The organism is Thermoflexus hugenholtzii, from assembly GCF_018771565.1.
GTDB lineage: Bacteria > Chloroflexota > Anaerolineae > Thermoflexales > Thermoflexaceae > Thermoflexus > Thermoflexus hugenholtzii_A.
The window spans coordinates 1,857,581-1,880,192 of sequence record NZ_CP076326.1; the positions used below are offsets into that span (position 1 = coordinate 1,857,581).

The 22,612-nt window shown below is 69.9% G+C and carries 18 protein-coding genes and 1 other RNA gene; 10 read left to right on the plus strand and 9 right to left on the minus strand.

All coding sequences use genetic code 11. The annotated features are described in order from the left end of the window. The first annotated feature begins 775 nt into the window (after positions 1 to 775). The 4 genes from KNN16_RS08500 (at position 776) to KNN16_RS08515 (ending at position 7,018) form a co-directional block, all read left to right on the plus strand. Positions 776 to 3,433, plus strand: a complete 2,658-nt coding sequence (locus KNN16_RS08500) for a UPF0182 family protein (RefSeq protein WP_303896378.1) — start codon at positions 776 to 778, stop codon at positions 3,431 to 3,433. A gap of 42 nt (positions 3,434 to 3,475) precedes the next feature. Then, an RNA gene (gene rnpB, locus KNN16_RS08505) (RNase P RNA component class A) lies at positions 3,476 to 3,880 on the plus strand. 349 nt (positions 3,881 to 4,229) lie between these two features. Next, positions 4,230 to 5,255, plus strand: a complete 1,026-nt coding sequence (gene gap / locus KNN16_RS08510) for a type I glyceraldehyde-3-phosphate dehydrogenase (RefSeq protein ID WP_299287695.1) — start codon at positions 4,230 to 4,232, stop codon at positions 5,253 to 5,255. Between the two features lie 125 nt (positions 5,256 to 5,380). Next, on the plus strand, positions 5,381 to 7,018 hold the full coding sequence (locus KNN16_RS08515; RefSeq protein ID WP_299287698.1) for a long-chain fatty acid--CoA ligase: 1,638 nt from the start codon (positions 5,381 to 5,383) through the stop codon (positions 7,016 to 7,018). 239 nt (positions 7,019 to 7,257) lie between these two features. On the opposite strand, the gene KNN16_RS08520 is transcribed toward KNN16_RS08515, so the two are convergent. The 5 genes from KNN16_RS08520 to trmB are packed head-to-tail and all read right to left on the minus strand — an operon-like array spanning position 7,258 to position 10,229. Then, positions 7,258 to 7,902, minus strand: coding sequence for a nitroreductase family protein (locus KNN16_RS08520; protein ID WP_303896380.1), 645 nt, complete (start codon positions 7,900 to 7,902; stop codon positions 7,258 to 7,260). Next, positions 7,890 to 8,438 (minus strand): cob(I)yrinic acid a,c-diamide adenosyltransferase, encoded by a 549-nt coding sequence (locus tag KNN16_RS08525; RefSeq protein WP_303896381.1) that lies wholly within the window; start codon positions 8,436 to 8,438, stop codon positions 7,890 to 7,892. Before KNN16_RS08525 ends, KNN16_RS08520 begins: the two co-directional genes overlap by 13 nt. Before the next feature lie 10 nt (positions 8,439 to 8,448). Next, positions 8,449 to 8,901 carry a divergent PAP2 family protein gene (locus tag KNN16_RS08530; RefSeq protein WP_273087790.1) on the minus strand — a complete coding sequence of 151 codons (453 nt, stop codon included), beginning with the start codon at positions 8,899 to 8,901 and terminating at the stop codon, positions 8,449 to 8,451. A gap of 3 nt (positions 8,902 to 8,904) precedes the next feature. Next, positions 8,905 to 9,141: an exodeoxyribonuclease VII small subunit gene (xseB, locus tag KNN16_RS08535; protein WP_299287709.1), complete on the minus strand. Its 237-nt coding sequence runs from the start codon at positions 9,139 to 9,141 to the stop codon at positions 8,905 to 8,907. A 44-nt stretch (positions 9,142 to 9,185) separates the two neighbouring features. Further along, positions 9,186 to 10,229 carry a tRNA (guanosine(46)-N7)-methyltransferase TrmB gene (gene trmB / locus KNN16_RS08540; protein ID WP_303896383.1) on the minus strand — a complete coding sequence of 348 codons (1,044 nt, stop codon included), beginning with the start codon at positions 10,227 to 10,229 and terminating at the stop codon, positions 9,186 to 9,188. Between the two features lie 95 nt (positions 10,230 to 10,324). Here trmB and KNN16_RS08545 point away from each other — a divergent pair, with 95 nt between their 5' ends. Continuing rightward, positions 10,325 to 10,939 carry a hypothetical protein gene (locus tag KNN16_RS08545; protein ID WP_303896384.1) on the plus strand — a complete coding sequence of 205 codons (615 nt, stop codon included), beginning with the start codon at positions 10,325 to 10,327 and terminating at the stop codon, positions 10,937 to 10,939. 43 nt (positions 10,940 to 10,982) lie between these two features. Here KNN16_RS08545 and KNN16_RS08550 read toward each other — a convergent pair whose 3' ends face one another. After that, positions 10,983 to 12,083: an ABC transporter ATP-binding protein gene (locus tag KNN16_RS08550; protein WP_303896386.1), complete on the minus strand. Its 1,101-nt coding sequence runs from the start codon at positions 12,081 to 12,083 to the stop codon at positions 10,983 to 10,985. A 303-nt stretch (positions 12,084 to 12,386) separates the two neighbouring features. On the opposite strand from KNN16_RS08550, the gene pfkA reads away from it, so the two are divergent. Further along, positions 12,387 to 13,352: a 6-phosphofructokinase gene (pfkA, locus tag KNN16_RS08555; protein WP_299288251.1), complete on the plus strand. Its 966-nt coding sequence runs from the start codon at positions 12,387 to 12,389 to the stop codon at positions 13,350 to 13,352. Between the two features lie 6 nt (positions 13,353 to 13,358). Here pfkA and KNN16_RS08560 read toward each other — a convergent pair whose 3' ends face one another. The 3 genes from KNN16_RS08560 to rbfA are packed head-to-tail and all read right to left on the minus strand — an operon-like array spanning position 13,359 to position 15,220. Further along, positions 13,359 to 13,883 (minus strand): molybdenum cofactor biosynthesis protein B, encoded by a 525-nt coding sequence (locus KNN16_RS08560; protein WP_299288254.1) that lies wholly within the window; start codon positions 13,881 to 13,883, stop codon positions 13,359 to 13,361. A gap of 10 nt (positions 13,884 to 13,893) precedes the next feature. Beyond that, positions 13,894 to 14,862 (minus strand): bifunctional oligoribonuclease/PAP phosphatase NrnA, encoded by a 969-nt coding sequence (locus tag KNN16_RS08565; RefSeq protein WP_299288257.1) that lies wholly within the window; start codon positions 14,860 to 14,862, stop codon positions 13,894 to 13,896. Then, entirely contained in the window at positions 14,852 to 15,220 is a 369-nt protein-coding gene (gene rbfA / locus KNN16_RS08570; RefSeq protein ID WP_299288260.1) for a 30S ribosome-binding factor RbfA, read from the minus strand. Before rbfA ends, KNN16_RS08565 begins: the two co-directional genes overlap by 11 nt. A gap of 328 nt (positions 15,221 to 15,548) precedes the next feature. On the opposite strand from rbfA, the gene KNN16_RS08575 reads away from it, so the two are divergent. The 4 genes from KNN16_RS08575 to KNN16_RS08590 all read left to right on the plus strand — a co-directional run bounded on the left by KNN16_RS08575 (position 15,549) and on the right by KNN16_RS08590 (position 22,525). Next, positions 15,549 to 16,721: a hypothetical protein gene (locus KNN16_RS08575; protein ID WP_303896388.1), complete on the plus strand. Its 1,173-nt coding sequence runs from the start codon at positions 15,549 to 15,551 to the stop codon at positions 16,719 to 16,721. Further along, positions 16,718 to 18,094 carry a hypothetical protein gene (locus KNN16_RS08580; protein ID WP_303896389.1) on the plus strand — a complete coding sequence of 459 codons (1,377 nt, stop codon included), beginning with the start codon at positions 16,718 to 16,720 and terminating at the stop codon, positions 18,092 to 18,094. The genes KNN16_RS08575 and KNN16_RS08580 overlap by 4 nt, the downstream gene beginning before the upstream one ends. Beyond that, positions 18,045 to 19,184, plus strand: coding sequence for a LexA family transcriptional regulator (locus KNN16_RS08585; protein WP_303896390.1), 1,140 nt, complete (start codon positions 18,045 to 18,047; stop codon positions 19,182 to 19,184). The genes KNN16_RS08580 and KNN16_RS08585 overlap by 50 nt, the downstream gene beginning before the upstream one ends. 101 nt (positions 19,185 to 19,285) lie before the next feature. Beyond that, a complete protein-coding gene (locus tag KNN16_RS08590) occupies positions 19,286 to 22,525 on the plus strand; it encodes a HEAT repeat domain-containing protein (RefSeq protein ID WP_303896391.1) in 3,240 nt (1,079 codons plus the stop codon). Positions 22,526 to 22,612: the final 87 nt, after the last annotated feature.

Consider the following 22,612-nt stretch of genomic DNA (forward strand, 5'->3'; position numbering starts at 1 on the left):
GACGCGAAGGTCGCGGCGAAAGCTGCTCCTACGAAAAATCCGTTTCTGTAGGAGGGGCTTTAGCCCCGAACTTTCTGTCTTCGATGACGTAGGGGTCGCGGTAAAGACTGCTTCGTCGATCCCGAGCCCCTGGTTCTCGATGATGCGAAGGTCGCGGCGAAAGCCGCTCCTACAAAAAGATGGTTTTTGTAGGAGGGGCTTTAGCCCCGAACCTCTCGTCTTCGATGACGCAGGGTTGCGACGGAAGCCGCTCCGGCAACTCCCAACCTCTGGTTTTCGACGACGCAAAGGTCGCGGCTGAAGCCGCTCCTACAAAAAGACGGTTTCTGTAGGAGGGGCTTTAGCCCCGAACTTTCTGTCTTTGACGACGCAAGGGTCACAGCTGAAGCGGCTCTGATAACTTCGAACCCCTGGATTTTCGATGACGCGAAGGTCGCGGCTGAAGCCGCTCCTACGGGAAAATCATTTTTGCAGGAGGGGCTTTCGCCCCGAACACCCGTCTTCGATGAGGCAAAGGGTCACAGCGAAGGCTGCTCCGGCAACCCCGAGCCCCTGGTTCTCGATGACGCGAAGGGTCGCGGCGGAAGCCGCTCCGGCACATCCATCGATCCTTCGGTGAAGAACACATCGAGAAACAACCTGGCATCCCGGGCCGGCGCCTCCGACTCGCACGCTTGCCTGCGGATGTCCGAGCCCCACCGCATCCCCTACAATAGAGACGCGCGATCGCCGTTCGGATCCGGAGGACGCTCCACATCCTGCCCGGGAGGTTGGGATGGCCTGGCGGCGAGGGGGTCGTTTCGAAGGGAGACAGCTGGAGATCGACTGGGCGCGGCTCCCCTATGAGCGGTGGCTTCGGTGGGGACTGGGGCTCTTCGGGCTGGGGGTTCTCCTGCTGTTCATCCCCGGCCGCCTTTTGAGCCTGTGGGTGACGTGGGAGTGGTTCCGGGACCTGGGCTACGAGTCGATCCTGTGGACGCAGTGGCAGGCCCGGGCGGCTCTTTTCGGGATCGGATGGGGCGCCGCCCTCCTCTTCCTGGGGCTGAACGCCTTCCTTGCGGCCCGCGCGGCGGGCCGCTCCCCTCGGCTCTGGCTGGGGCTGGCCGCCGCCGTCGGCTTCCTCTTCGGCCTCGCCCTCCAGGGGGAGTGGGAGAGGGTCCTGCTGGCCCTGAACGCGGAGCCCTTCGGCGTCCGCGATCCCCTCTTCGGCCTCGATGTCGGCTGGTATGTGTTCCGGTGGCCCCTCTGGGTATCCCTGCAGGAGACCGCCCAGTGGGGCCTGGTCCCTCTCGCCGCCCTCTTCCCGCTGGTCCTCCCGGTCCCGCGGCGGTGGCGATGGGCCCATCTCTCCATCCTCGCCGCCCTTTTCTTCCTGTTGATGGCGGTGGGGTATCGCTTCGACGCCTACCGGCTGCTTTACGCAGAGCGGCCGGTGGCCTTCGGGGCGGGCTACGCGGAGGTCCACGCCCGCCTGCCCGTCCTGAACCTCCTGAGCGGCCTGATGGTTCTCCTCGCGGCCGGGATGCTGCTCAACCTGCGGCTGCGCCGGCCGGCCCTTCTGGCCCTGGGGTTCGGGGTGTGGCTCGCCCTGGCCTTCCTCGGGCTGGAGGTCTACCCGGGCCTGATCCAAACCCTGGTGGTGCGCCCCAACGAGCTGGCCCGGGAGAGCCCTTACATCGCCCACAGCATCGCCTTCACCCGGCGCGCCTATGGACTGGAGGACTTCAACGAGCAGATCTTCTCCCCGCGCGAGGCCCCTACCCCGGAGGAGATCCGGGCCCACGCCGAAATCCTGGAGGGGATCCGCCTGTGGGATTACCGGCCGTTGCTGCAGACCCTGCAGCAGCTGCAAAGCATCCGCCCCTACTACGTGTTCGTCGACGTGGATGTCGATCGCTATCGCATCGATGGCGCGTATCGCCAGGTCATGCTGAGCGTGCGGGAGCTGGACCTGGACGCCCTTCCGCCTCAGGCCCGCACCTGGGTCAACCGGCACCTGGTGTTCACCCACGGCTACGGCGTGGTGGTCGTGCCGGTGCGGGCTTTCACTCCGGAAGGCCTCCCGGTGTTCCTGCTGAAGGACATCCCGCCGGTGGGCGCCATCCCCCTGACCCGCCCGCAGATTTACTTCGGAGAGCGGACGGTGGACTTCGCCCTGGTGAACACCGCCGTGCCGGAGTTCGACTATCCCCGCGGGGAGGAGAACGTCACCACGACGTATCAGGGCCGCACCGGCATCCGCCTGGGCGGGCTGGCGCGGCGGGCCCTCTTCGCCCTCTACTTCGGGGACCCCAATCTGATCCTGAGCGGCGCCCTCACCGCCGAGAGCCGCATCCTGTTCTGGCGGGACATCCGCACCCGGCTCCGCACCCTGGCTCCCTTCCTGCGCTTCGATCCGGACCCCTACGCGGTGATCCTGGACGGTCGGATCGTCTGGGTGGCGGACGCGTATACGTGGACGGATCGTTACCCGTATAGCCAGCCGCACGGGGACCTCAACTACATCCGGAACAGCGTGAAGGCGGTGATCGACGCCTACGACGGGACGGTGACCTTCTACGTGGTGGAGGATGAGCCCCTGATCCGGGCCTGGCGGCGGATCTTCCCCGCCCTCTGGCGGGATTTCTCGGAGATGCCGGAGGGCCTCAAGGCCCATCTGCGCTACCCGGAGGGCCTCTTCCGGATCCAGGCGGACATCCTCCGGACGTATCACGTGCAGGATCCCCGCACCTTTTACAACAAGGAGGACGTGTGGGCGGTCCCGACGGAGATCTTCGGCTCCGAGCCCCAGCCCATGGAGCCCTACTACGTGCTCACCCGGGTGGATCCAGAGGGACCGGTGGAGTTCGTCCTGATCCTTCCCTTCACGCCCTCCGGGCGGCAGAACATGATCGCCTGGATGGCGGCCCGCTCGGACCCCGGGCGGTATGGGGAGGTGATCCTGTATCGGCTGACCAAGGAGCGGCTGATCTTCGGCCCGCAGCAGATCGAGGCGCGGATCGATCAGGAACCCACGATCTCGGCGCAGCTGACCCTGTGGAGCCAGCGGGGCAGCCAGGTCATCCGGGGGAACCTCCTGGTGATCCCCATCGGGGAGGCGTTCCTGTATGTGGAGCCGCTGTATCTCCTGGCCGAGCAGGGGCAGATCCCGGAGCTGAAGCAGGTGATCGTGGCGACCGAGCAGCGGGTGGCGATGGCCCCCACCCTGGAGCAGGCGCTGGCTCAGGCCATCGGCGGAGCGGAGGTCTCGGGGCCCTCAGGCCCTTCGGCCCCTCCGGGCGGGGATGTGGCCGCCCTGATCCGGGAGGCCTACGCGCACTATCAGCGGGCCCAGGAAGCCATCCGCCGGGGGGACTGGGCGGCTTACGGCGCGGAGATCGAAGCCCTGGGCCGCGTCCTGGAAGCCCTGCGGCAGGCCGCGGGCGGGCCATAACCTGAGAGCCATCGTTCCGCGTTAAAATAAATGTGGGCCGCGTCAGAAGGCCGGGCGGTCGCGGGCCGGGGATTTCCCGGCCTGAGGAAAGTCCGGGCTCCAGCGGGGCAGGGTGCCGGGTAACACCCGGACGGGGCGACCCGTGGACAGGGCCACAGAAAACAGACCGCCGATCCGCCCGGGAACTCCCGGGGTCATGGAGGCAAGGGTGAAAAGGTGGGGTAAGAGCCCACCGGCCGGGCGGCAACGCTCCGGCGCATGGCAACCCCCACCCGGAGCAAGGCCAAGCAGCGGGCGCGGCGCCCTTCGGGGCGCCGGGGCTGCCCCGCGCCCAATGCCCGCGGGTAGGCCGCTTGAGGCGGCGGGTAACCGCCGTCCCAGAGAGATGACCGCCACCCCGTGGCTCCCCACGGGGGACAGAACCCGGCTTACAGGCCCTCTGGCGCGGCCCTCGCGCGTTTCTGCAGAGGAGGCTTGTAAACGGCCGCGGGGATCGCCCCCCGAATCCCAGTCGATCCGCGGGCAAAACCCGGCGCGGCCCTCATGGCCCTCCTCCATGGAGAACAGCCCCCCACTCAGGCTCCCGGAGACCCCTCCCCCTGTCCATCCACCCCGTTAACTTGTGAAAAATATCACTGTCCGGAATCCGGAAGAGGGGTTATAAGACTTTTGAGAGATCTGAATCGGGTTCGGATCAGCGAGGGGCGTTCCTGGAAGCGCTCTCCCGCCCATTCCCTGAAACCGGGGTATACTTTCAGAAAAGCGCGATCCCCAAATCGCTGAGGAGGGAAGTCCGATGGCGGTCAAAGTGGGCATTAACGGGTTCGGTCGAATCGGGCGCCAGGTCTTCCGGGCCATCCGCGAGAAATACCGCGGCCAGCTGGAGGTGGTGGCGGTCAATGATATCACCGACGCCCCCACCCTGGCGCATCTGCTGAAATACGACTCCAACTACGGACGCTACCCGGAGCCGGTGGCCGCTCGGGACTCCTATCTCATCGTGGGCGAGGACGAGATCCGGGTCTTCGCGGAGAAGGATCCAGCCAACCTCCCCTGGAAGGACCTGGGCGTGCAGATCGTCATCGAGTCCACCGGCCTCTTCACCGATGGCCGCAAGGCCGCCGTGCACCGCACCGTCGGCGGCGCCCAGAAGGTGATCATCACCGCCCCTGCCTCCCCTTCGGACAGCGTGGATCTCACGGTGGTGCTGGGGGTGAACGACCACCGCTATGATCCGGCCCAGCACCATATCGTCTCCAACGCTTCCTGCACCACCAACTGCCTGGCCCCCGTGGTGAAGGTCCTCCACGATGCCTTCGGCGTGAAGCGCGGGCTGATGGTCACCGTCCACGCTTACACCAACGATCAGCGCATCCTGGATCTGCCCCACAAGGACCTGCGGCGGGCGCGGGCGGCGGCCCTCAACATCATCCCCACCACCACCGGCGCGGCCCGGGCCATCGGCCTGGTGATCCCCGAGCTCAAGGGCAAGCTCGACGGCTACGCCCTGCGTGTCCCCACCTCCACCGTCTCCGTCATCGACCTCACCGCCGAGCTGGCCCGACCGGTGACCAGGGAGGAGGTCAACGCCGCCTTCCGCGCGGCCGCCGAGGGCGCGCTCCGCGGGATCCTGGATTACACCGAGGAGCCCCTGGTCTCCATCGATTTCAAGGGCGATCCCCACTCGGCCATCGTGGACGGGCTGTCCACCATGGTGATCGACGGGAACTTCGTGAAGGTAGTGGCCTGGTATGACAACGAGTGGGGCTACTCGGTGCGGGTGGCGGACCTGGCCGCGAAGATGGCGGCCTCCCTGTCCTGACCGCTGACCGGGGGGATGGGGCGCTCCCATCCCCCCTTCCCCCGCCTCCACCCCCCGTGTTAGAATTAATCCGCGTGGGGTGATTCCCCTGTTCTTCGATTCCCCTATCCGGAAAGGAGGGTGCCATGGAAGGCCTGATGATGGACTGGCCGCTCACCCTGCATCATTTCCTGGACCGCGCCGCCCGTCTCTTCCCCCGCAAGGAGATCGCCACCCGCACCGCCGCTGGCATGCACCGCTACACCTACGCCGACTTCCATCGACGGGTTCACCGCCTGGCCCACGCCCTGACCCGGCTGGGGATCGGGCGGGGCGATCGGGTGGCCACCTTCGCCTGGAACACCTACCGCCACCTGGAGATCTACTTCGCCGCCCCCTGTATGGGCGCCGTCCTGCACACCCTGAACATCCGCCTGGCCCCCGATCAGCTGATCTACATCATCAACCACGCCGAGGATCGCGTCATCTTCGTCGACGCCTCCCTGGTCCCCCTCCTGGAGCGCATCCGGGATCAGATCCCCACGGTGAAGGCCTTCGTGATCATGAGCGACACCGGCCCGGTCCAGACCTCCCTCTCCCCGGCCCTCGACTACGAGGCGCTGCTCGCCGAATCCCCGGAGGCCCCCTATCCCTGGCCGCGCCTGGACGAGAACGCCGCCGCCGGCATGTGCTACACCTCGGGGACGACGGGGAACCCCAAGGGTGTGGTCTACAGCCACCGGGCCATCTTCCTGCACTCGATGGCCCTCTGCCTGGCCGACACCTTCGGGATCTGCGAACGGGACGTGCTGATGCCGGTGGTCCCCATGTTCCACGCCAACGCCTGGGGGATGCCCTTCGCCGGGGTGATGGTCGGCGCCAAGCTGGTCTTCCCCGGGCCCCATCTGCAGCCCCGGGACATCGCGGAGCTGATCCAGAACGAGCGGGTGACGGTGACCGCCGGCGTGCCCACCATCTGGATCGGCCTCTACGCCCTGCTGGAGCGGGAGCGCTACGACCTCTCCAGCCTCCGGGTGATGCCCGTGGGCGGATCGGCCATGCCGCGGGCTCTGATCGAGGCCTTCGAGAAGCGCTTCGGCATCCGTATCGCCCACGCCTGGGGCATGACGGAGATGACCCCGCTGGGCACCGTGGCCAACCTCAAAAGCTATATGGAAAGCTGGCCTGACGAGGAGCGCTTCGCCGTCCGCGCCAAGCAGGGGATGCCCGTCGTGGGCGTGGAGATCCGGGCGGTGGATGAGCAGGGGCGGGAGGTGCCGTGGGATGGCAAGACCATGGGCGAGCTCCAGGTCCGCGGCCCCTGGGTGATCCGCGCTTACTACAACGACCCCCGCACCGCCGAGGCCTTCCAGGACGGGTGGTTCCGCACCGGGGACGTGGTGACCATCGACCCGGAGGGCTACATCCAGATCGTGGACCGGACCAAGGACCTGATCAAGAGCGGCGGGGAGTGGATCTCCTCGGTGGACCTGGAGAACGCCCTGATGGCCCACCCCAAGGTCCTGGAGGCGGCGGTCATCGCCGTGCCGCACCCCAAGTGGCAGGAGCGCCCGCTGGCCGTGGTGGTCCCTCGCCCCGAGTTCAAGGAGGACCTCACCAAGGAAGAGCTGCTGGAGTTCCTGCGGCCGCGCTTCGCCAAGTGGTGGCTCCCCGATGACATCGTGTTCGTGGAGGCGATCCCCAAGACCAGCGTGGGGAAGTTCGACAAGAAGGTGCTGCGGGAGCAGTTCAAAGACTACCGTCTTCCTGAAACCCCCGCCTGATCGCTCCTCTTCCGGGTGGGGACCGCCGAGGGCGGTCCCCACCCTCAGGCTTCTGAAGGGCCACCCCGAAATCCGAGCCTGCATTCGGGGACGGCCTCGCGGCGCTTGCCGCCCGGCCCCCTCCCGCTTCGGACGCCGGGGCCATCGAGGAGTCCGAGCCCGAACGCACGCATCGGGCCCCTCGAGCCTTTACGCCCCTTTCCCTTCGTGGATTCGCGCTCCCCCTCGTGGACGGCTCCTCATCCGGCGCGGATCCAGCGGACGAAGGCTTCGAGGGGGCGGCGGTCCTTCGCCCGGGGCGGCCCTGCCGGGAACCCCACCAGGATCATCCCCTGGGGCTCCCAGTCTGCGGGCAACCCCAGCGTCTCGCGCACCGTCTCCGGGCAGAACAGCGGGGCGCAGATCCAGCAGGCCCCCAGACCCATGGCGTGGGCCATCAGCAGGAGGTTCTGCCCGGCCATGGCCACGCTCTGGACGGCCATCGTCCGCTCCGCGGCCTGGCGCCGCGCATCGGGGTAGCGGTCCATCTCCGCCATCGAGAGGCAGACCACGAGGGCCAGAGGGGCAGCGGTGATCCGCGCCACCGAGCGGGCGACCTCCTCGGCGACCCGCTCCGCCGGGACGCCATCGCGCCGCAGGTCCTCCGCCAGCCGCTCCCCCATCGCCTCCGCCAGGCGGGCCTTGACCCGGGGGTCCTCCACCACCGCGAAGCGCCAGGGCTGCCGGTTGTGGGCCGAGGGGGCCCAGCGGGCGGCCTCCAGCAGGGCCTCCACCCACTCCCGGGGGATGGGATCCGGCCGGTAACGGCGGACAGAGCGCCGGGAGCGGATCTGCTCCAGCAGGGCTCGGGCGGGGTCGGGCAGCGCCGCCGTCATGGCCTCCATGGGATATCCTCCACCCCATGCGCCGCGTTGGCCCAGCGGGCCAGCATGAACAGCAGGTCGGAGAGACGATTGAGGTAGGCCAGGATCCAGGAGGGAACCGGTTCCCCCCGATGGAGGGCCACCACGGCCCGCTCCGCCCGCCGGCAGACGGTGCGGGCGATGTGCAGCGCGGCGCTCAAGGGATGCCCACCCGGCAGGATGAAGACGCGGGTCGGCCCGACCACCGCCTCGCACTCGTCGATCCACCCTTCCATCTGGGGGATCCGCTCCTCCGGCGGGGGAGGCAGGGCGGCCGCCCGATCCGCCACGGTGGGATCCAGGGCCAGGTAACTGCCGATGACGAAGAGGTCCCGCTGGATCTCCTGCAGCCGCTCCGCCCATGGAGGGGGGAGCCCCATGGCGTGCAGGTAACCCAGCCAGGCGTTCAGTTCGTCCACCGCCCCGTAGGCCGCCACCCGGGGGTGATCCTTGGGGACCCGGGTCGGGCCCATCAGCTGGGTGGTGCCGTCGTCGCCGGTGCGGGTGTAGATCTTCATCCCTCTCCCCTCAGGGCGCGAGCTGCCACCAGATCCACGCGATGGCGATCCCCAGCAGCGCCCCCACCACCACCTCCATCGGGGTGTGGCCGATGAGCTCCTTCACGCGCTGCTCGCTCAGGGGACGGCCCGCGAACACCTCGTCCAGGATCTGATTGAGGAGGCGCGCCTGGATGCTGGCTGCGCGGCGGACCCCCGCGGCGTCATACATCACGATGAGGGCGACGATCAGGCTGATGGCGAAAGCGGTGGAGGTGAAACCCTCCCGCAGCCCCACGGCGGTCGCCATGGCCGAGACCAGGGCGGCGTGGGAGCTGGGCATCCCGCCGGCGCTGAACCACAGCCTCAGGTCCAGCCGTCGCCGCCGCGCCCACTCCACCGGGACCTTGGAGAGCTGGGCGGCCGTCCAGGCCAGGAAGGCCGGGATCAGGATCGGGTTCCGGAAGAGATCCGCCGGCTCCATCCGTCACCCTTCTTCGAAGGGCGAGAGGCGGAGCGCCCCGGATTCGTCCCGCTCCAGGATCCGGACGCGGAGCTGGGCCTCCTGCAGCAGCCGCTGACAGCGCTCCGCCAAGGCCTGTCCCCGCTCGTAGAGGGCCAGGGCCTCCTCCAGGGGGAGGCCGCCCCCTTCCAGAGCCCGCACGATCCGCTCCAGCTCCGCCAGCGCCTCCTCAAAGGTCATCTCGTGAACCGGTTTGTCCATCCGCCCCTCCGCGTCCGGGTTGCAAAAGCCCACCGTCGGGCCCTTCAGATCGTGGAGGAGACCACGCGCAGCCCGGGGGTTGCCTCCTCAATGGCCTGAGCGATGCGCTGGACGCCCATCTTAAGGGCCAGGGTGGGCCGGAGCCCTCCGATCTCCGCCGGCTTCAGGATCCAGAGCCCTGACCCGTGCGGGCGGAAGAGCAGGGCCACCGTCTCCACCCAGGCGCCCTCGGCCATCAGCAGCTCGATCAGCAACCCCTCCCCTTCCAGGGCCCGATACAGGCCCTTCACCCGCCAGATGGTCTCCCCGTCCTGCCACAGGCGTCCCCGCAGCTGCGCCGCCACCTGAGAGAGATCCGGATCCCCCTCCCAGATCCGATGGGGCATGGACGCCTCCCCTTGCATGATCCGCGGCAGCGCCGGCGCCGGGACCGGCCCGGAGCGCCGCCAGACGAAGTAAAAGCACGTCCGTCCGGCCGCCAGGGCCTTGCGTTCATATCGCGTGGGCTCCCGCCCCGGCAGGGCGTGCACCCATGGCGTCTCGAAGACGCTCGCCAGACCGGGGGTGCCCCGAAGCGCCTCCGCGATCCAGAGGGCGTAATCGGGATCATCGGTGGCGATCGTCAGGAGGCCGCCGGGCCGGAGGCGGTGGGCGGCCAGATGAAGGAAGCCCGGCGTCAGCAGCCGTCGATGATGATGACGGGCCTTCGGCCAGGGATCCGGGAAGTTGACATAAAGCCCTTCGATGGACTCCGGCTCGAACAGGAAGGCCAGGGCGGCGAAGGCGTCCCCCAGCACCAGCCGGACGTTCTCCACTCCCTCCCGGCGCATGCGCCGGAGGGCCCAGCGGGTCGGCTCCAGGGCCCGCTCCACCCCGACCAGGTTGGCGGCCGGCATCCGGCGGGCCAGGGCGGCCAGGAAGGCCCCATCGCCGAAGCCCAGCTCCACATGGAGCGGCCCCGGGCGGCCGAAACAGACCGCCCACGCCACCGGCCACGGCAGGTATCGCAGCTCCAGCAGCCACCGCGGGTCCCCCAGCTGAAACCGCGGCGGCGGGATCCGATCCCCATCGCCCATCGGCGTGGACACCGGCCGGAGATCCGGAGAAAGTAAACCGTTCACGGGTGGAATTATAGTAGAGACGAAAGCCCGGGGGCCTTCGGCTCCCTGCGCGGAGGGATGGGATGAGAGGCGGGGTCCTTCTCGGCGGGATGATCGGCATCATGCTGCTCGCCGGCTGCCGCGCGCCCGCTCCGGCGCGTTACGCCGCGGACTTCCGCGAGGGCGCGCCGGGGTGGCTTCTCCCTCGGGATCCGCGCTTCCAGGCCCGGGTGGAGGACGGACGCCTGATCCTCACGCTGCAACCGGCGCGGACCGTCGCCTGGGCCTTCTCCCCGTTCACGTTCCGGGAGGGCCAGGTGGAGGTGGAAGCGGCCTTGCTCGAAGGCCCCTCCTCCGCGGATTACGGCCTGGTCCTGGAGGCCGGGCCGGGGCGCCTTTACCGGTTCGCCGTCAGCGCCGACGGCTACTATGGGATCTTCCTCTACGAGCAGGGGACATGGCGAACGCAGGTCGACTGGACCGCCCATGAGGCCATCCGAACCGGACGAACCACCAACCACCTGCGGGTCCGATGCGAACGCGGCGAGATGGTCTTCTGGATCAACGGGGTCGAAGCGGCCCGGATCCCGCGGGATCCCCGGGAGGCGGGCGGGCGCGTGGGGGTGAGCGTGGGAACCATGGCGGCGGGAGCGGCGCGGGTGGGTTTCGATCGCTTCCTGGCCGTCCGGGATCGGTAGAGGGGGCGGGGATGCCGGTGCGCTCCCCGCCCCCGGGGTGGGCTCATCGGATCGCCCGCTCGGTCTCCGCGTCGAAGAGGTGCATGCGGTCCATATCGAAGAGGACGCGGATGGTGTTCCCGACCAGGGCGCGGGTTCGCGGATCGACACGGGCGACGAAGATCTGGCGGTCGGCCACCAGGTGCAGATGGACCTCGCTGCCCATCAGCTCCCGCACGTCCACCCGAGCCTGCACCTCCGCCGGATGGTTGAGGGGCGGCGCGAACTCGGGGTCGTAGATGTGCTCCGGCCGCAGCCCGAAGATCACCCGCCGGCCCACATAGGGCCGATAGACGGGCACCCGATCCGGCGGGACCGGGACGCGGAAAGCCCCCGTGTCCACCCACAGGCCTTCTCCTTCCGGCACCAGGCGGGCCTCGAAGAAGTTCATAGGCGGCGAGCCGATGAACCCGGCCACGAACAGGTTGTCGGGCCGCTCGTAAAGGTTCTGGGGCGTGTCGACCTGCTGGAGCACCCCGTCCTTCATGACCGCGATGCGGGTGCCCATGGTCATGGCCTCGACCTGATCGTGGGTCACATACACAAAGGTGGTCCCCAGCCGCTGGTGCAGCTTGATCAGCTCCGCCCGCGTCTGGACCCGGAGCTTGGCGTCCAGGTTGGAGAGGGGCTCGTCGAAGAGGAAAACCGCCGGGTCGCGGACGATGGCCCGGGCCACGGCCACCCGCTGGCGCTGCCCACCGGAGAGCTGCCGCGGCTTGCGGTCCAGCAGGTGTTCGATCTCCAGCATGCGGGCCGCCTCCCGCACCCGGCGCTCGATCTCCGCCTTGGGGACCTTGCGCATGCGCAGGCCGAAGGCGATGTTGTCGTAGACGTTCATGTGGGGGTAGAGGGCGTAGGACTGAAAGACCATGGCGATGTTGCGATCTTTGGGGGGAACCTCCGTCACGTCCCGATCCCCGATGTAAATCCGCCCCTGGGTGACCTCCTCCAACCCGGCCAGCAGCCGCAGGGTGGTCGTCTTGCCGCAACCGGAGGGGCCGACCAGCACCAGGAACTCGCCGTCCGGGATGTGAAGGGTCAGGTCCTTCACCGCGACCACGTTCCCGAACTGCTTGGTGACATGCTCAAAGGCCACGCTCGCCATGGGATCTTCCCCCTGCTCAGCAAAGTCCAGCCTGTCCGGATCCTCTCTGATTTCTTTACATTGTAGCACAATTCGGGGGAGCGCGTCCTCCTGAGCGGGGCTCGGGTGTGTCCCAAAATCGTAGGACAACTGCGAGCAGTTGTCCTACAAGAAGGGCCCCTGCGCGGCCGACGGCGGCTGCCGGCGATCGCGCCCGCTGTGAGGGCGGATCTTTGTCCGGATATACGGGGGGAGCGCTAAAATGAGTAAAATGTCCGATTTCGGAAGCGACCCGCTTGAAAGCCGCCACGGAGGTGATGCGGGATGCGGTGCATTGGGGTGATGACCAGCGGAGGGGATGCGCCGGGCATGAACGCCTGCATCCGGGCGGTGGTGCGCACCGCCGCCTATCACGGCGTGCGGGTCCTGGGGATCCGACGGGGGTTCCAGGGCCTGATCGAGGGGGAGATCGTGGAGCTCCGCCCCCGGGACGTGGGCGGCATCATCCAGCGCGGCGGGACCATTCTCCAGACCGCCCGCTCGAAGGAGTTTATGACGGAGGAGGGGCAGCGCAAGGCTCTGCGCCGCCTGAACCAGCATGGGATCGAAGGCCTGGTGGTGATCGGCGGCGACGGCTCCATGCGCGGCGCCCTGGCCCTCCACCAGCGCGGCTTCCCCGTGGTCGGCGTCCCCGCCAGCATCGACAACGACATCTGGGGCACGAACATGAGCATCGGGGTGGATACGGCCCTGAACACCATCATCGACGCCATCGACCGGCTGCGGGACACCGCCTCCTCCATCGGGCGGGCGTTCCTGGTGGAGACCATGGGACGGGATTGCGGGTATCTGGCGCTGATCGCAGGGGTGATCGGCGGGGCGGAGATGGTGCTGATCCCGGAGCGGGAGACCCGTCTGGAGGAGGTGGCCCGGGCGGTGATGGACGCTTACGAGCGGGGCAAAACCCATGCCCTGATCGTCATCGCGGAGGGCGCCCCTTACCGCACCACGGAGGTCGCCAAGTTCCTGGAGAGCCATCCCATCGGCTTCGATGTGCGGATCACGATCCTGGGTCATATCCAGCGGGGCGGGAGCCCCACGGCCTTCGATCGCCTGCTGGCCACCCGCATGGGGGTGAAGGCCGTGGAGGCGCTGCTGGGAGGCGAGCGCGGGGTGATGACCGCCCTGCAGGGTCGGGATATCGTCACGATTCCTCTGGAGGAGGTGGTCCAGCGCCGACGGGAGGCTAACCTGGCCTACTACGATATGGTGCTGATGCTGGCCCGCTGAGCCGTTTCACGCCCGCAGGGTGTGGGCGGCCGCAGGGCCGCTTTCCCCCCGCGCCATGGCCAGCGCATGGGGGAGCACAGGGGCCAGGACCTCCATCGCCTCCTGCACCGCCCGGGGGCTCCCCGGCAGGTTGATGATCAGGGTCCGCCCGCGGATGCCGGCCACGCCCCGGGAGAGCATGGCGAAAGGCGTGCGCTGTAGCCCGTAGAACCGCAGCGCCTCGGCGATCCCCGGCGCCTCCCGCTCCAGCAGGGGCCGCGTCGCCTCCGGGGTGAGATCCCGGGGGCCCAGCCCCGTCCCCCCGGTGGTGAGGATCAGATCCAGCCCCTCCTCATCGCACCAGGCCCGCAGGGTTTGCTGGATCGCCTCGACCTCATCGGGGACCACGCGATAGCGCGCCACGGTCCAGCCCAGCCGCTCGGCGACCTGCTGCCGCAGGAGGGCCCCGCTCTCATCCGCATAGATCCCCTGGGCCGCGCGATCGCTGATGGTCAGGATGCCCACCCGCACCGGTTGTCCTGTGGAAGCCACGGGGCCTCCTTCATCCGGAAGGATCCGTGCGGCCGTCCCGCGCGGCGGCCTTCAGGGCGGACAGGATCGGAGGGATGACTTCCTCCAGAGGGCCGGGGACCAAGCAGCCGGCGGCCGGGGGATGACCGCCGCCGCCGAAGGCGAGGGCGACGCGGGCCACATCGTAACCGGGTCGGGCCCGCATGCTCACCTCCACTTTGCCATCGTCCCGCTCGGTGAAGACCGCGGCGATCCGCGCCTCCTCGGCGCTGATCAGGAAGCTGGAGAGGCTGAGGTCGTTGGCCTGGCCCAGCCCCAGGGTCTGTCGCATCTCCCGCGTGACCACCGTCCAGATCACGCCGTCCTCCAGCCGGACCCCGGCGAGGGCCTGGCCGAAGAGGCGGATGGCCGCGAAGGAGCGCCGGTTGAAGAGGACATCCACCAGAGCCGGCAGGGAGGCCCCCGCTTCCACCAGGCGGGTGACCTCCCGCAGGACCTGGGGGGTGACGTTGGGCGTGCGCAGCCCCATGGTGTCCCCCACGATCCCGGCCAGCAGGATCGAAGCCAGCTCCCGATCCAGCGACACCCCCAGGTCGTCCGCCAGCCACAACACCATCTCCGCCGTGGCCACGGCGGAGGGATCCACCCAGTTCACCGTTCCGAAGCCGGTGTTGGTGATGTGGTGATCGATGTTCAGCAGGGGAGCCTCCCGGACCTCCGCGAAGGCCCGGCCCAGGCGGGCGGGGTCGCTGGCGTCCAGGCTGACCAGGAGATCGAAGGAGCCCCGGGCGGCGCGGGAGATCTCCTCGGCGTGCGGGATCGCCCGCAGGCGCGGGGGCAGCTCATCGTCGCAGAACGGCTCCGCCTCCTTCCCCAGACGGCGGAGGATCTGCGTCAGCCCGATGAGGCTGCTGATGGCGTCCGCATCCGGGGTGATGTGCGTGGCCACCGCCACGCGGCGCGCCTGCTCCAGGGCCTGTCGGGCCTGCTCACGACTCATCCGAGGGCTGCTCCTTCCCACCATGGAGCCGGGAGATCAGGCGCTCGATGCGATCCGCGCGATCGAACGTGTCGTCCCATTTGAACACCAAATCGGGGATGCGGCGCAGGATGACGCGGCCGGCCAGCTCATGCTTCAGGTAGCCCTTCGCGTGCTCCAGGCCGGCCAGCACCTCCTCCCGTCGGGCGGGATCCGCCGGCCAGGTCGTCACGTAGACCTTGGCGATGGTCAGATCCGGCGCCGGCTCCACCGCGGTGACCGTCACCCCGGCCACCCGGGGATCCTTCAGCTCCCCGATCAAGGCGCTCAACTCCTCCCGCAACAGCTCCCCGATCCGTCGTTGCCGTCGCTCTCCCATGGTGAACCTCCAGGGCGCTCCATCGTAGCACAGGAGCGCCGCCCCGTCAAAAAGGGGGGCTCGGCGCGTGAGGTCACCCCCTGGAACGGGCGCTCTCTTCCGGCCATCGGACGAACGGGTGATGGCTCGCAGCAACCCTGCAGCGGTAATACAATACACGTAAGGTTGAAATCTGCAGGCGATTTCGCGGCGTTCCCCTGGCCTTTCCGGGATATACGGGGATGAAACCATGCCCTTCCACCGGGCCCCCGGATGGGGATTCGGGTCGGGGATCAGGAGGCCCGGGAAATCGCGGCGCGCTACGGGGGTCCCTCCAGGGGAGGCAAGCATGCTGCGGAGAGGCAGAATCGGGGCATGGCTGGGGCTGCTCCTCGTCGGGCTTCTGAGCGGGATCGGATGGCTCCGCTGGGCGAAGATCCCCGGGCTCCTGTTCGCCCTCTGGCTCCTCGCGATGATCCTCTATGGGGTCTTCCTTTTCTTCTTCCTCCTCCCTGCCTTAGCTCCCACTGCGCCGCACGAGGCCGGCCTTGTGCGACGGGCGTTCGCCGCGTGGATCTTCGGCCGGCTGCGCAGCCTGGGGGTGGTGGACGCGGGCCAGCCGCGCGCTTCTACGGAGCCCCTGCAGGGGCCCGGGCTCTGGCTGATGGACGCCCGGAGCGCCCTGGCCGTGGAGGGAGAAGCCGGGTTCCTCCGCATCGCCGGCCCCGGGCTGACGTGGGTGCAAAAGGAGGAGCAGATCACCGCCTTCGTGGATCTCCGCCCTCAGCGCTACCCGCGGAGCGAACCGGAGCCGGTGACGGTCCGCACCCAGGATGGGCTCTCCCTCGGATTCCAGATCCGCACCGTCGCCTCCTTCGCCGCCCAGCGTCTCCCTCCCGTCGAGCGGGGATTGTCCCCGTATTTCTACCCGGCCCCGCGCGTCGCCCGGTCCATCGCCCAGGCCCTCCGGGCCGCTCGCGTCGATGAGGATCGGACGCTCCACTGGTTCGAGCTGGCCTACCACCGGGCCCGGGAGGAGCTCGCCCTCCGGATCGGCAACCGCCTCTTCGACGAGCTGTTCGGGCTGGCTCGGGAAGGGGAGGAGCGGCCGGGTCCACCCCTCGTCCGGCTGGCGCAGGAGATCCAGGGGGCGCTGGCCCCGGAGCTGAGCCGGGCCGGGATCCGGCCGGACCGGCTGCATCTCGCCCTGGCAGAGGTGCCTGAGGAAGCCCGACGCCAGCGGGTGGAGGTCTGGCGCAGCCAGTGGGCCGCCCGGCTGGCCCGCTGGATCGGCCTGGCGGAATCCGAGCTGCTGCTGGAATACGCCCGCGCCCGTCATGCCGCCCAGATGGAGACCCTCCAGGCCCTCCGGGAGGTGCTGAGCGGCCGCGACGCCCTCTCCCCCGATCTCATCCTCCTGCACTTCCTGGAGACGCTGGACGCGGCGGTCCGCAAGAGCGGGTTGCTGCTGCCGGAGGAACTGAACCGCCTCCGCACATATCTGCAAGGAGGGAGCCCGTGAGAGCGCGGATGGAGTTCCTCCTTCGGGTGGCCATCCCCTTCGCCGCCGGCCTGCCCGGCCTGGTGCTGGTCCCTCTCCTGATCGGCGCATGGTGGGGGGAGCGGATCGGGGAGATCTTGAGGCTCGGCTGCGGACTGGGCTTTCTGATGGAAGGAGCGATCGCCGCCTTCATGCTGGTTCAGGCCTCCACCTTCGTCGCGCGGATGTATCGGGTCCGCTGGGGCCAGGCCGTCGGCTTCCTCCTGCGGGCCCTGTTCTTCCCCCATGCGCGAACCCCGGTGGGCCACGCGCGGGACGGAGATCTCACCGCGACGACCCGCACGTCCCCCCTGGTCCGGATCGGCGGCCCGGGCACCCTGGTCGTGCACGAGAGCTGTCTGGTCCTGCTGGAGCGAGGCGGCGCCTTCGTCCGGCTGATCGGGCCGGGGGAGCATCGCCTGAGGCCCTTCGAACGCCCGGCCCTGGTCCTGGATCTTCGTCCTCAGATTCGCCGCCGGCAGGTGAACGCATGGACCCAGGATGGGCTGCCGGTGCAGGCGCGGCTGGAGCTCGGCGCGCAGCTGCGCTGGGAGCCCGGGGACGCGACCGGGGAGGCCCGGTTGATCCGCATGGCCTACGCCCTGGACACCGGCTCCCGGGACCGGGGCTATGGCGTGGACTGGGCCGGCGAGCTGGCCGATGAGGCCCGGAACCGCCTGGCCCGCCGGCTGGGAGCCCTGTGGTTCGATGAGATGTGGTCCCCTTACACCAGCCTGGAGGAGGCCCGGGCCCAGCCGCCCCGCTTCGCCGGGGAGCCGGCCGAGCCGCCCCACACCAGGGGGATCCCGGAGCGCCCCCCGGAGGACGCGCCGACCCCCGTGCGCTGGGAGCAGATCCGAGCGGCAATTCGCGCCGAGCTGGAGGAGCAGGCGGCGCAGTGGAACGCGCAGATCCTGCACTTCGCCTTCACCCCGCCCATGCCCCGGCCGGAGGTGGAGCCGTTGATCCGGCAGGCGTGGCTGGAGCACTGGCAGGTGCCCTGGCGGGGATGGGTGGTGCATATGCAATCCCGGGCCGTGCGGGAGCAGCTGCGCCAGCGGGAGCTGGCCCGGGCCATGGGCCAGCGGGAGCTGCTCGAGGCCATCACCGCGGTGGTCCGGGAGGAGTGGTCCGCGGCGGACCCCCAGCGGGGGCTCCACCGCCTGCTCCTGCGGCTGGTGGAGCTGGTGCAGCACTGGGCCCAGCCGGAGGCGGCCCTGCTGACCCCGAAGGAGCTGCTGGAGCTGTTCCATCACCTGCGGCGGATCCTGCAAAGCCCCCAGGGCGACACAGGAGGCGCGTCCGGTGGAGCGGGAGCGTCGCCTTCTTTCCCATCTGATTCGGACCCTGGATGAAGGCCGGCATCCGGCCCTGCAAGCGCTCCGGGCGCTGCTGGATCAGGATCCGCCGGATCCGGAGCGGCTGCGCACCCTCGGCCATCTCCTGATGCTCCTGCCGGCGGATCCCCTGGCCGGGCCGGGGGAGGCCATGCCCGGTCGGATCGGGGCCCAACTGGTCGGGATGGCCCTGGACCGATGGGCGGGTTATCTGCCCCCGGGCGCCCTGCGGCAGCCCCTGACGGAGATCCTTCGCGCCCTTCGGTTTCACGGCCCGGCCCTGGCGGAGGCGCTCGCGGCGCTGCTGGGGGCCTTCTGGCTGCGCGGAGAGGATCCGGCATGGGCCCTGGAGATGGCGCGGCGGGCGGAGCAGCTGCTGCAGGACCGGCAGCGGGCGGCCGCGCTTCAGGGCGTGACATCGCCGGAGCTGGCGGAATGGCTCCGTTGGGCGCAGGAGATCATCGGGGAGATCCTCCGCGACCGACACCTCGCTGCCGCGGAGCCTCCGCGGGAGGAGGCTCCGGAAAGGACGCCGGCCGAGCCCATCCCGACGCCGGAAGGCCCGCTCCGGCCCGCCCGCCTGGCCCTGCTCTCCCTCGTCCTGCTCCCGGACACCCACCCTCAAGCGGGGGACCTTCAGTTCCTGGACCCCCAGACCGCGGAGCGCCTTTCGGATTCGGCGGAGGTTCAGATCGAGCGACTCCGCGTGGGGGAGCAGGTGTATCGGGTGTATGTGGAGGCGGACATGGATCGGGTGGTGGTGGCGCGTCGGGAGGAGCTGATCGTGCTTCGGGTGGAGGGGGAGAGCATGCGGGGGGCGGGCATCGAGCCCGGGGACCTGATCCTGGCGCGGCGGCTCTCAGGGCCGGCGGCGCGGGATCCGAACGAGTGGCGCGCGCTCCTGGGGAGGCTGGTGCTGGCCGTCCTGGTGGAGGATTACCACAGCCAGGCGCACCGGGCCTTCCTGATCAAGCGGCTGAACTATCGCAACGGGAAATGGTTGCTCTCGCCGGAGAACCCGGCTTTCGAGGAGATCGCCATCGAGCCCGGCCGCCCGGAGCTCCACCCCGTCCTGGCCATCCTCAAGCCGGAGCCCATCGAAGCGTAATGCCGGTCGAGGATCTCTTTGACCGCCATCCGTGGGGATGCGAACATAAGGGGGGAGCCTCTCAGGCGGCGGCCATCGGGTGGAAAGAGGGGTGAGCGGAGATGATGCCGCAGTCCCTTGACGACCTGACGGCGCGTTACCGGCGCGCCGTCGCCGAGGAATGGCGATACCTGACGGTCACCGTCCACGGCGAAGAACGCCGCCTGCCGCTGGAGCGCGTCTTCTTCATGCTCCAGGCGCGGGAGCGGCCCGAACCGAAGCCGACGGAGCCGCCACGCCCCGACCTGGACCCGGCGGGGGCGCGCCTTCAGGACGCCGGCGCGCCCCCGCCTCCCCAGCCGCCTCCCCCGCCGGTCCCCCTGGAGGCGGCGCTGGCGAAGGGGGAGCACATGGCCCTGCTGGGCGAGCCGGGGGCGGGGAAATCCACCGCCCTGCAGTTCATCGGGCTGTGCTTCGCCCGCGCCGACGAAAACTGGCACAGGGAGCGGCTGGGGATCCCGCGCCCCTACATCCCGATCCTGCTGAACCTGCAGGCCCGGGCTTATGCCATCGCCGGGCAGAAGACCCTGTGGGATGCCCTGCGCGCCGAGGTGCGCGAGCGGCTGCAATGCCCCGAGGACGAGGCGGAGGCGCTGCTGCACGCGTGGAGGCAGGCGCCCGGCCTGCTCGTCCTGCTGGACGGGCTGGACGAGGTGCCGGAGGCGCTGCGGGAGGCTGTGCGGCTGCGGGAGGCCGTGCGGGAGCGCATCCAGCGCTTCGCTCAGAGCGGGGCCGGATGGGTGATCCTGACCTCCCGCCCGGCCGGGTTCCAGCCCCTGCCGGGGCTGCGCGAATACCTCCTCAAGCCGTTCGAGGACCCCGAAGCCGAAGCCCTGCCCTACCTGCGCGGCTGGCTGGCCGCCCTGAAGCCCGAGTGGACGGCCGAGGAGGCCGGGGCGCGGGCCCGGGAGCTGTTAGAGAGGATGCGGGCCCACCCGGCCCTGCGCCGCCTGCTGGACAACCCCCTCTTGCTGCGCCTGAGCGCCCAGCACTACGCCCAGGCCGGCGAGATCGCCCGCAGCCGCGCCGACCTCTACCGCCTGTGGGTGGAGGAGGCCTGGGAACGCGCCCGGCGGCGCGGCGCGAAGGAGGAGGAAAAGCCGCGTTTTCTGGAGGCCCTCCAGGCCCTGGCCTGGCACCTGCACACCGGCGGGGGGAACGAAGAAGCCGACCTGCTGCAGGCGCTGCAAAGGTTCGGGCCGGCGCAAGATGGAGCGGAGGCCGAAGGCTTGCTGGGCCGCCTGCGGGAGCAGACCGGCCTCCTCGCCCGCCTGTCGGAGGCGGAAGATGGAAAAGCGCGTCATCGCTACGTCTTCAGCCACCAGACCCTGCGGGAGTATTTCGTCGCCCTGCGCCTGAAGGAGGCCTGGGAGCGGGACGCCCGGCGCGCGTGGCGCTTCCTGCGGGCCCGCCTGCACCTGCCCGACTGGCGCGAGCCCCTCGCCCTGCTGGTCGGGTCGCTGCCCGAGCCCGAGGCCCTGCGCCTGCTGAAGTGGATCTTGCATGCCCGCTCGCCGGAAGAAGGCTTCCTGCGCCGGGACCTGTTCCTGGCCGCCGAACTGGCCGGGGAGAGCGGCCACGCGAAGGCGATGTGGGGACGCCTATGGCCCGAGCTGCGCCGGGCGCTTCAGGGTGAGACGTGGGAGGTGCGCGAGGCGGCGGCGGAGGCGCTGGGGCAGATCGGCGACCCCCAGGCCATCCCCGCCCTCATCCAGGCGCTCCAGGATGAGGAGTGGTGGGTGCGCGAGGCGGCGGCGAGGGCGCTGGGGCAGATCGGCGACCCCCAGGCCATCCCCGCCCTCATCCAGGCGCTCCAGGATGAGGAGTGGTGGGTGCGCGAGGCGGCGGCGAGGGCGCTGGGGCAGATCGGCGACCCCCAGGCCATCCCCGCCCTCATCCAGGCGCTTCGGGATGAGGAGTGGGTGGTGCGCGAGGCGGCGGCGAGGGCGCTGGGGCAGATCGGCGACCCCCAGGCCACCCCCGCCCTCATCCAGGCCCTCCAGGATGAGGATTGGCGAGTGCGCGAGGCGGCGGCGGAGGCGCTGGAGAAGATCGGCCCACCCGCCGTTCCCGCCCTCATCCAGGCGCTTCGGGATGAGAAGTGGGAGATGCGCCAGGCGGCGGCGGGGGCGCTGGGGCAGATCGGCGACCCCCAGGCCACCCCCGCCCTCATCCAGGCCCTCCAGGATGAGGAGGGGGTGGTGCGCCAGGCGGCGGCGGGGGCGCTGGGGCAGATCGGCGACCCCCAGGCCACCCCCGCCCTCATCCAGGCGCTCCAGGATGAGGAGGGGGTGGTGCGCCAGGCGGCGGCGGGGGCGCTGGGGCAGATCGGCGACCCCCAGGCCACCCCCGCCCTCATCCAGGCGCTTCGGGATGAGGATCGCGATGTGCGCCAGGCGGCGGCGGAGGCGCTGGGGCAGATCGGCGACCCCCAGGCCATCCCCGCCCTCATCCAGGCGCTTCGGAATGAGATGTGGTGGGTGCGCCTGGCAGCAGCGGAGGCGCTGGGACAGATCGGCGACCCCCAGGCCACCCCCGCCCTCATCCAGGCGCTTCGGGATGAGGATCGCGATGTGCGCCAGGCGGCGGCGAAGGCGCTGGAGAAGATCGGCCCACCCGCCGTCCCCGCCCTCATCCAGGCGCTTCGGGATCAGGATGTGGGGGTGCGCGAGGCGGCGGCGAAGGCGCTGGAGAAGATCGGCCCACCCGCCGTCCCCGCCCTCATCCAGGCGCTTCGGGATCAGGATGTGGGGGTGCGCGAGGCGGCGGCGAAGGCGCTGGAGAAGATCGGCGACCCCCAGGCCACCCCCGCCCTCATCCAGGCCCTCCAGGATGAGGATTGGGGAGTGCGCCAGGCGGCGGCGTGGGCGCTGTTGAAACTCCCACCCGTCTCGCCGCCTCAGAACGAGCAAGAACGCCGCGCCTGGCAAAAGCGCCTAACTTCCATCCGGCGAGCGGCGCGGCGGGCGAAAGAATACGAGCTGCTTGCCGCCGTCCTGGAGCGGCAGGCGGCATGGGAGGCGGCCCTTTCGCCCTGGCAGGACCCGCTGCAGCCGCCCCCCGTCCCGGCCTGGCGGGCCTGGGCCCGGCGGGCCGGCGGGGGCGCGCTGGCCCTGCTCATCGCCGGCCTGGTGGCGCTGGCAATGGCGGTGCTCTCCGGGATCGGCGAACCGCTGTCGGAGGCCGTCCGCGCCTTCATTCAGGAGCAGCCCCTCTGGGCGGCGGCGTTGCTGATCATCATTCTGGGCGCGGCGGTCGCGCTGCTGGACTGGATCAGGGAGGCCTTGCGGAAAAAGACGTAGGGCCTGGGAAAACCGGCCGCGCCACCCCTCCTCATCGGGCGCAACATAGGGCAAGGGGGTTAGCGGCGCGGCGCCCTCGCCATGGCG

What these genes read in the sequence shown, in the direction of transcription:
- KNN16_RS08530 (WP_273087790.1), bottom strand. Translation starts at nt 8,901, where the DNA reads ATGGAGCCGGCGGATCTCTTCCGGAACCCGATCCTGATCCCGGCCTTC.
- KNN16_RS08520 (WP_303896380.1), bottom strand. Translation starts at nt 7,902, where the DNA reads ATGGAGGCCATGACGGCGGCGCTGCCCGACCCCGCCCGAGCCCTGCTG.
- KNN16_RS08590 (WP_303896391.1), top strand. Translation starts at nt 19,286, where the DNA reads ATGATGCCGCAGTCCCTTGACGACCTGACGGCGCGTTACCGGCGCGCC.
- xseB (WP_299287709.1), bottom strand. Translation starts at nt 9,141, where the DNA reads ATGGACAAACCGGTTCACGAGATGACCTTTGAGGAGGCGCTGGCGGAG.
- rbfA (WP_299288260.1), bottom strand. Translation starts at nt 15,220, where the DNA reads ATGGGAGAGCGACGGCAACGACGGATCGGGGAGCTGTTGCGGGAGGAG.
- KNN16_RS08565 (WP_299288257.1), bottom strand. Translation starts at nt 14,862, where the DNA reads ATGAGTCGTGAGCAGGCCCGACAGGCCCTGGAGCAGGCGCGCCGCGTG.
- KNN16_RS08545 (WP_303896384.1), top strand. Translation starts at nt 10,325, where the DNA reads ATGAGAGGCGGGGTCCTTCTCGGCGGGATGATCGGCATCATGCTGCTC.
- KNN16_RS08575 (WP_303896388.1), top strand. Translation starts at nt 15,549, where the DNA reads ATGCTGCGGAGAGGCAGAATCGGGGCATGGCTGGGGCTGCTCCTCGTC.
- KNN16_RS08550 (WP_303896386.1), bottom strand. Translation starts at nt 12,083, where the DNA reads ATGGCGAGCGTGGCCTTTGAGCATGTCACCAAGCAGTTCGGGAACGTG.
- KNN16_RS08515 (WP_299287698.1), top strand. Translation starts at nt 5,381, where the DNA reads ATGGAAGGCCTGATGATGGACTGGCCGCTCACCCTGCATCATTTCCTG.
- gap (WP_299287695.1), top strand. Translation starts at nt 4,230, where the DNA reads ATGGCGGTCAAAGTGGGCATTAACGGGTTCGGTCGAATCGGGCGCCAG.
- KNN16_RS08525 (WP_303896381.1), bottom strand. Translation starts at nt 8,438, where the DNA reads ATGAAGATCTACACCCGCACCGGCGACGACGGCACCACCCAGCTGATG.
- KNN16_RS08500 (WP_303896378.1), top strand. Translation starts at nt 776, where the DNA reads ATGGCCTGGCGGCGAGGGGGTCGTTTCGAAGGGAGACAGCTGGAGATC.
- pfkA (WP_299288251.1), top strand. Translation starts at nt 12,387, where the DNA reads ATGCGGTGCATTGGGGTGATGACCAGCGGAGGGGATGCGCCGGGCATG.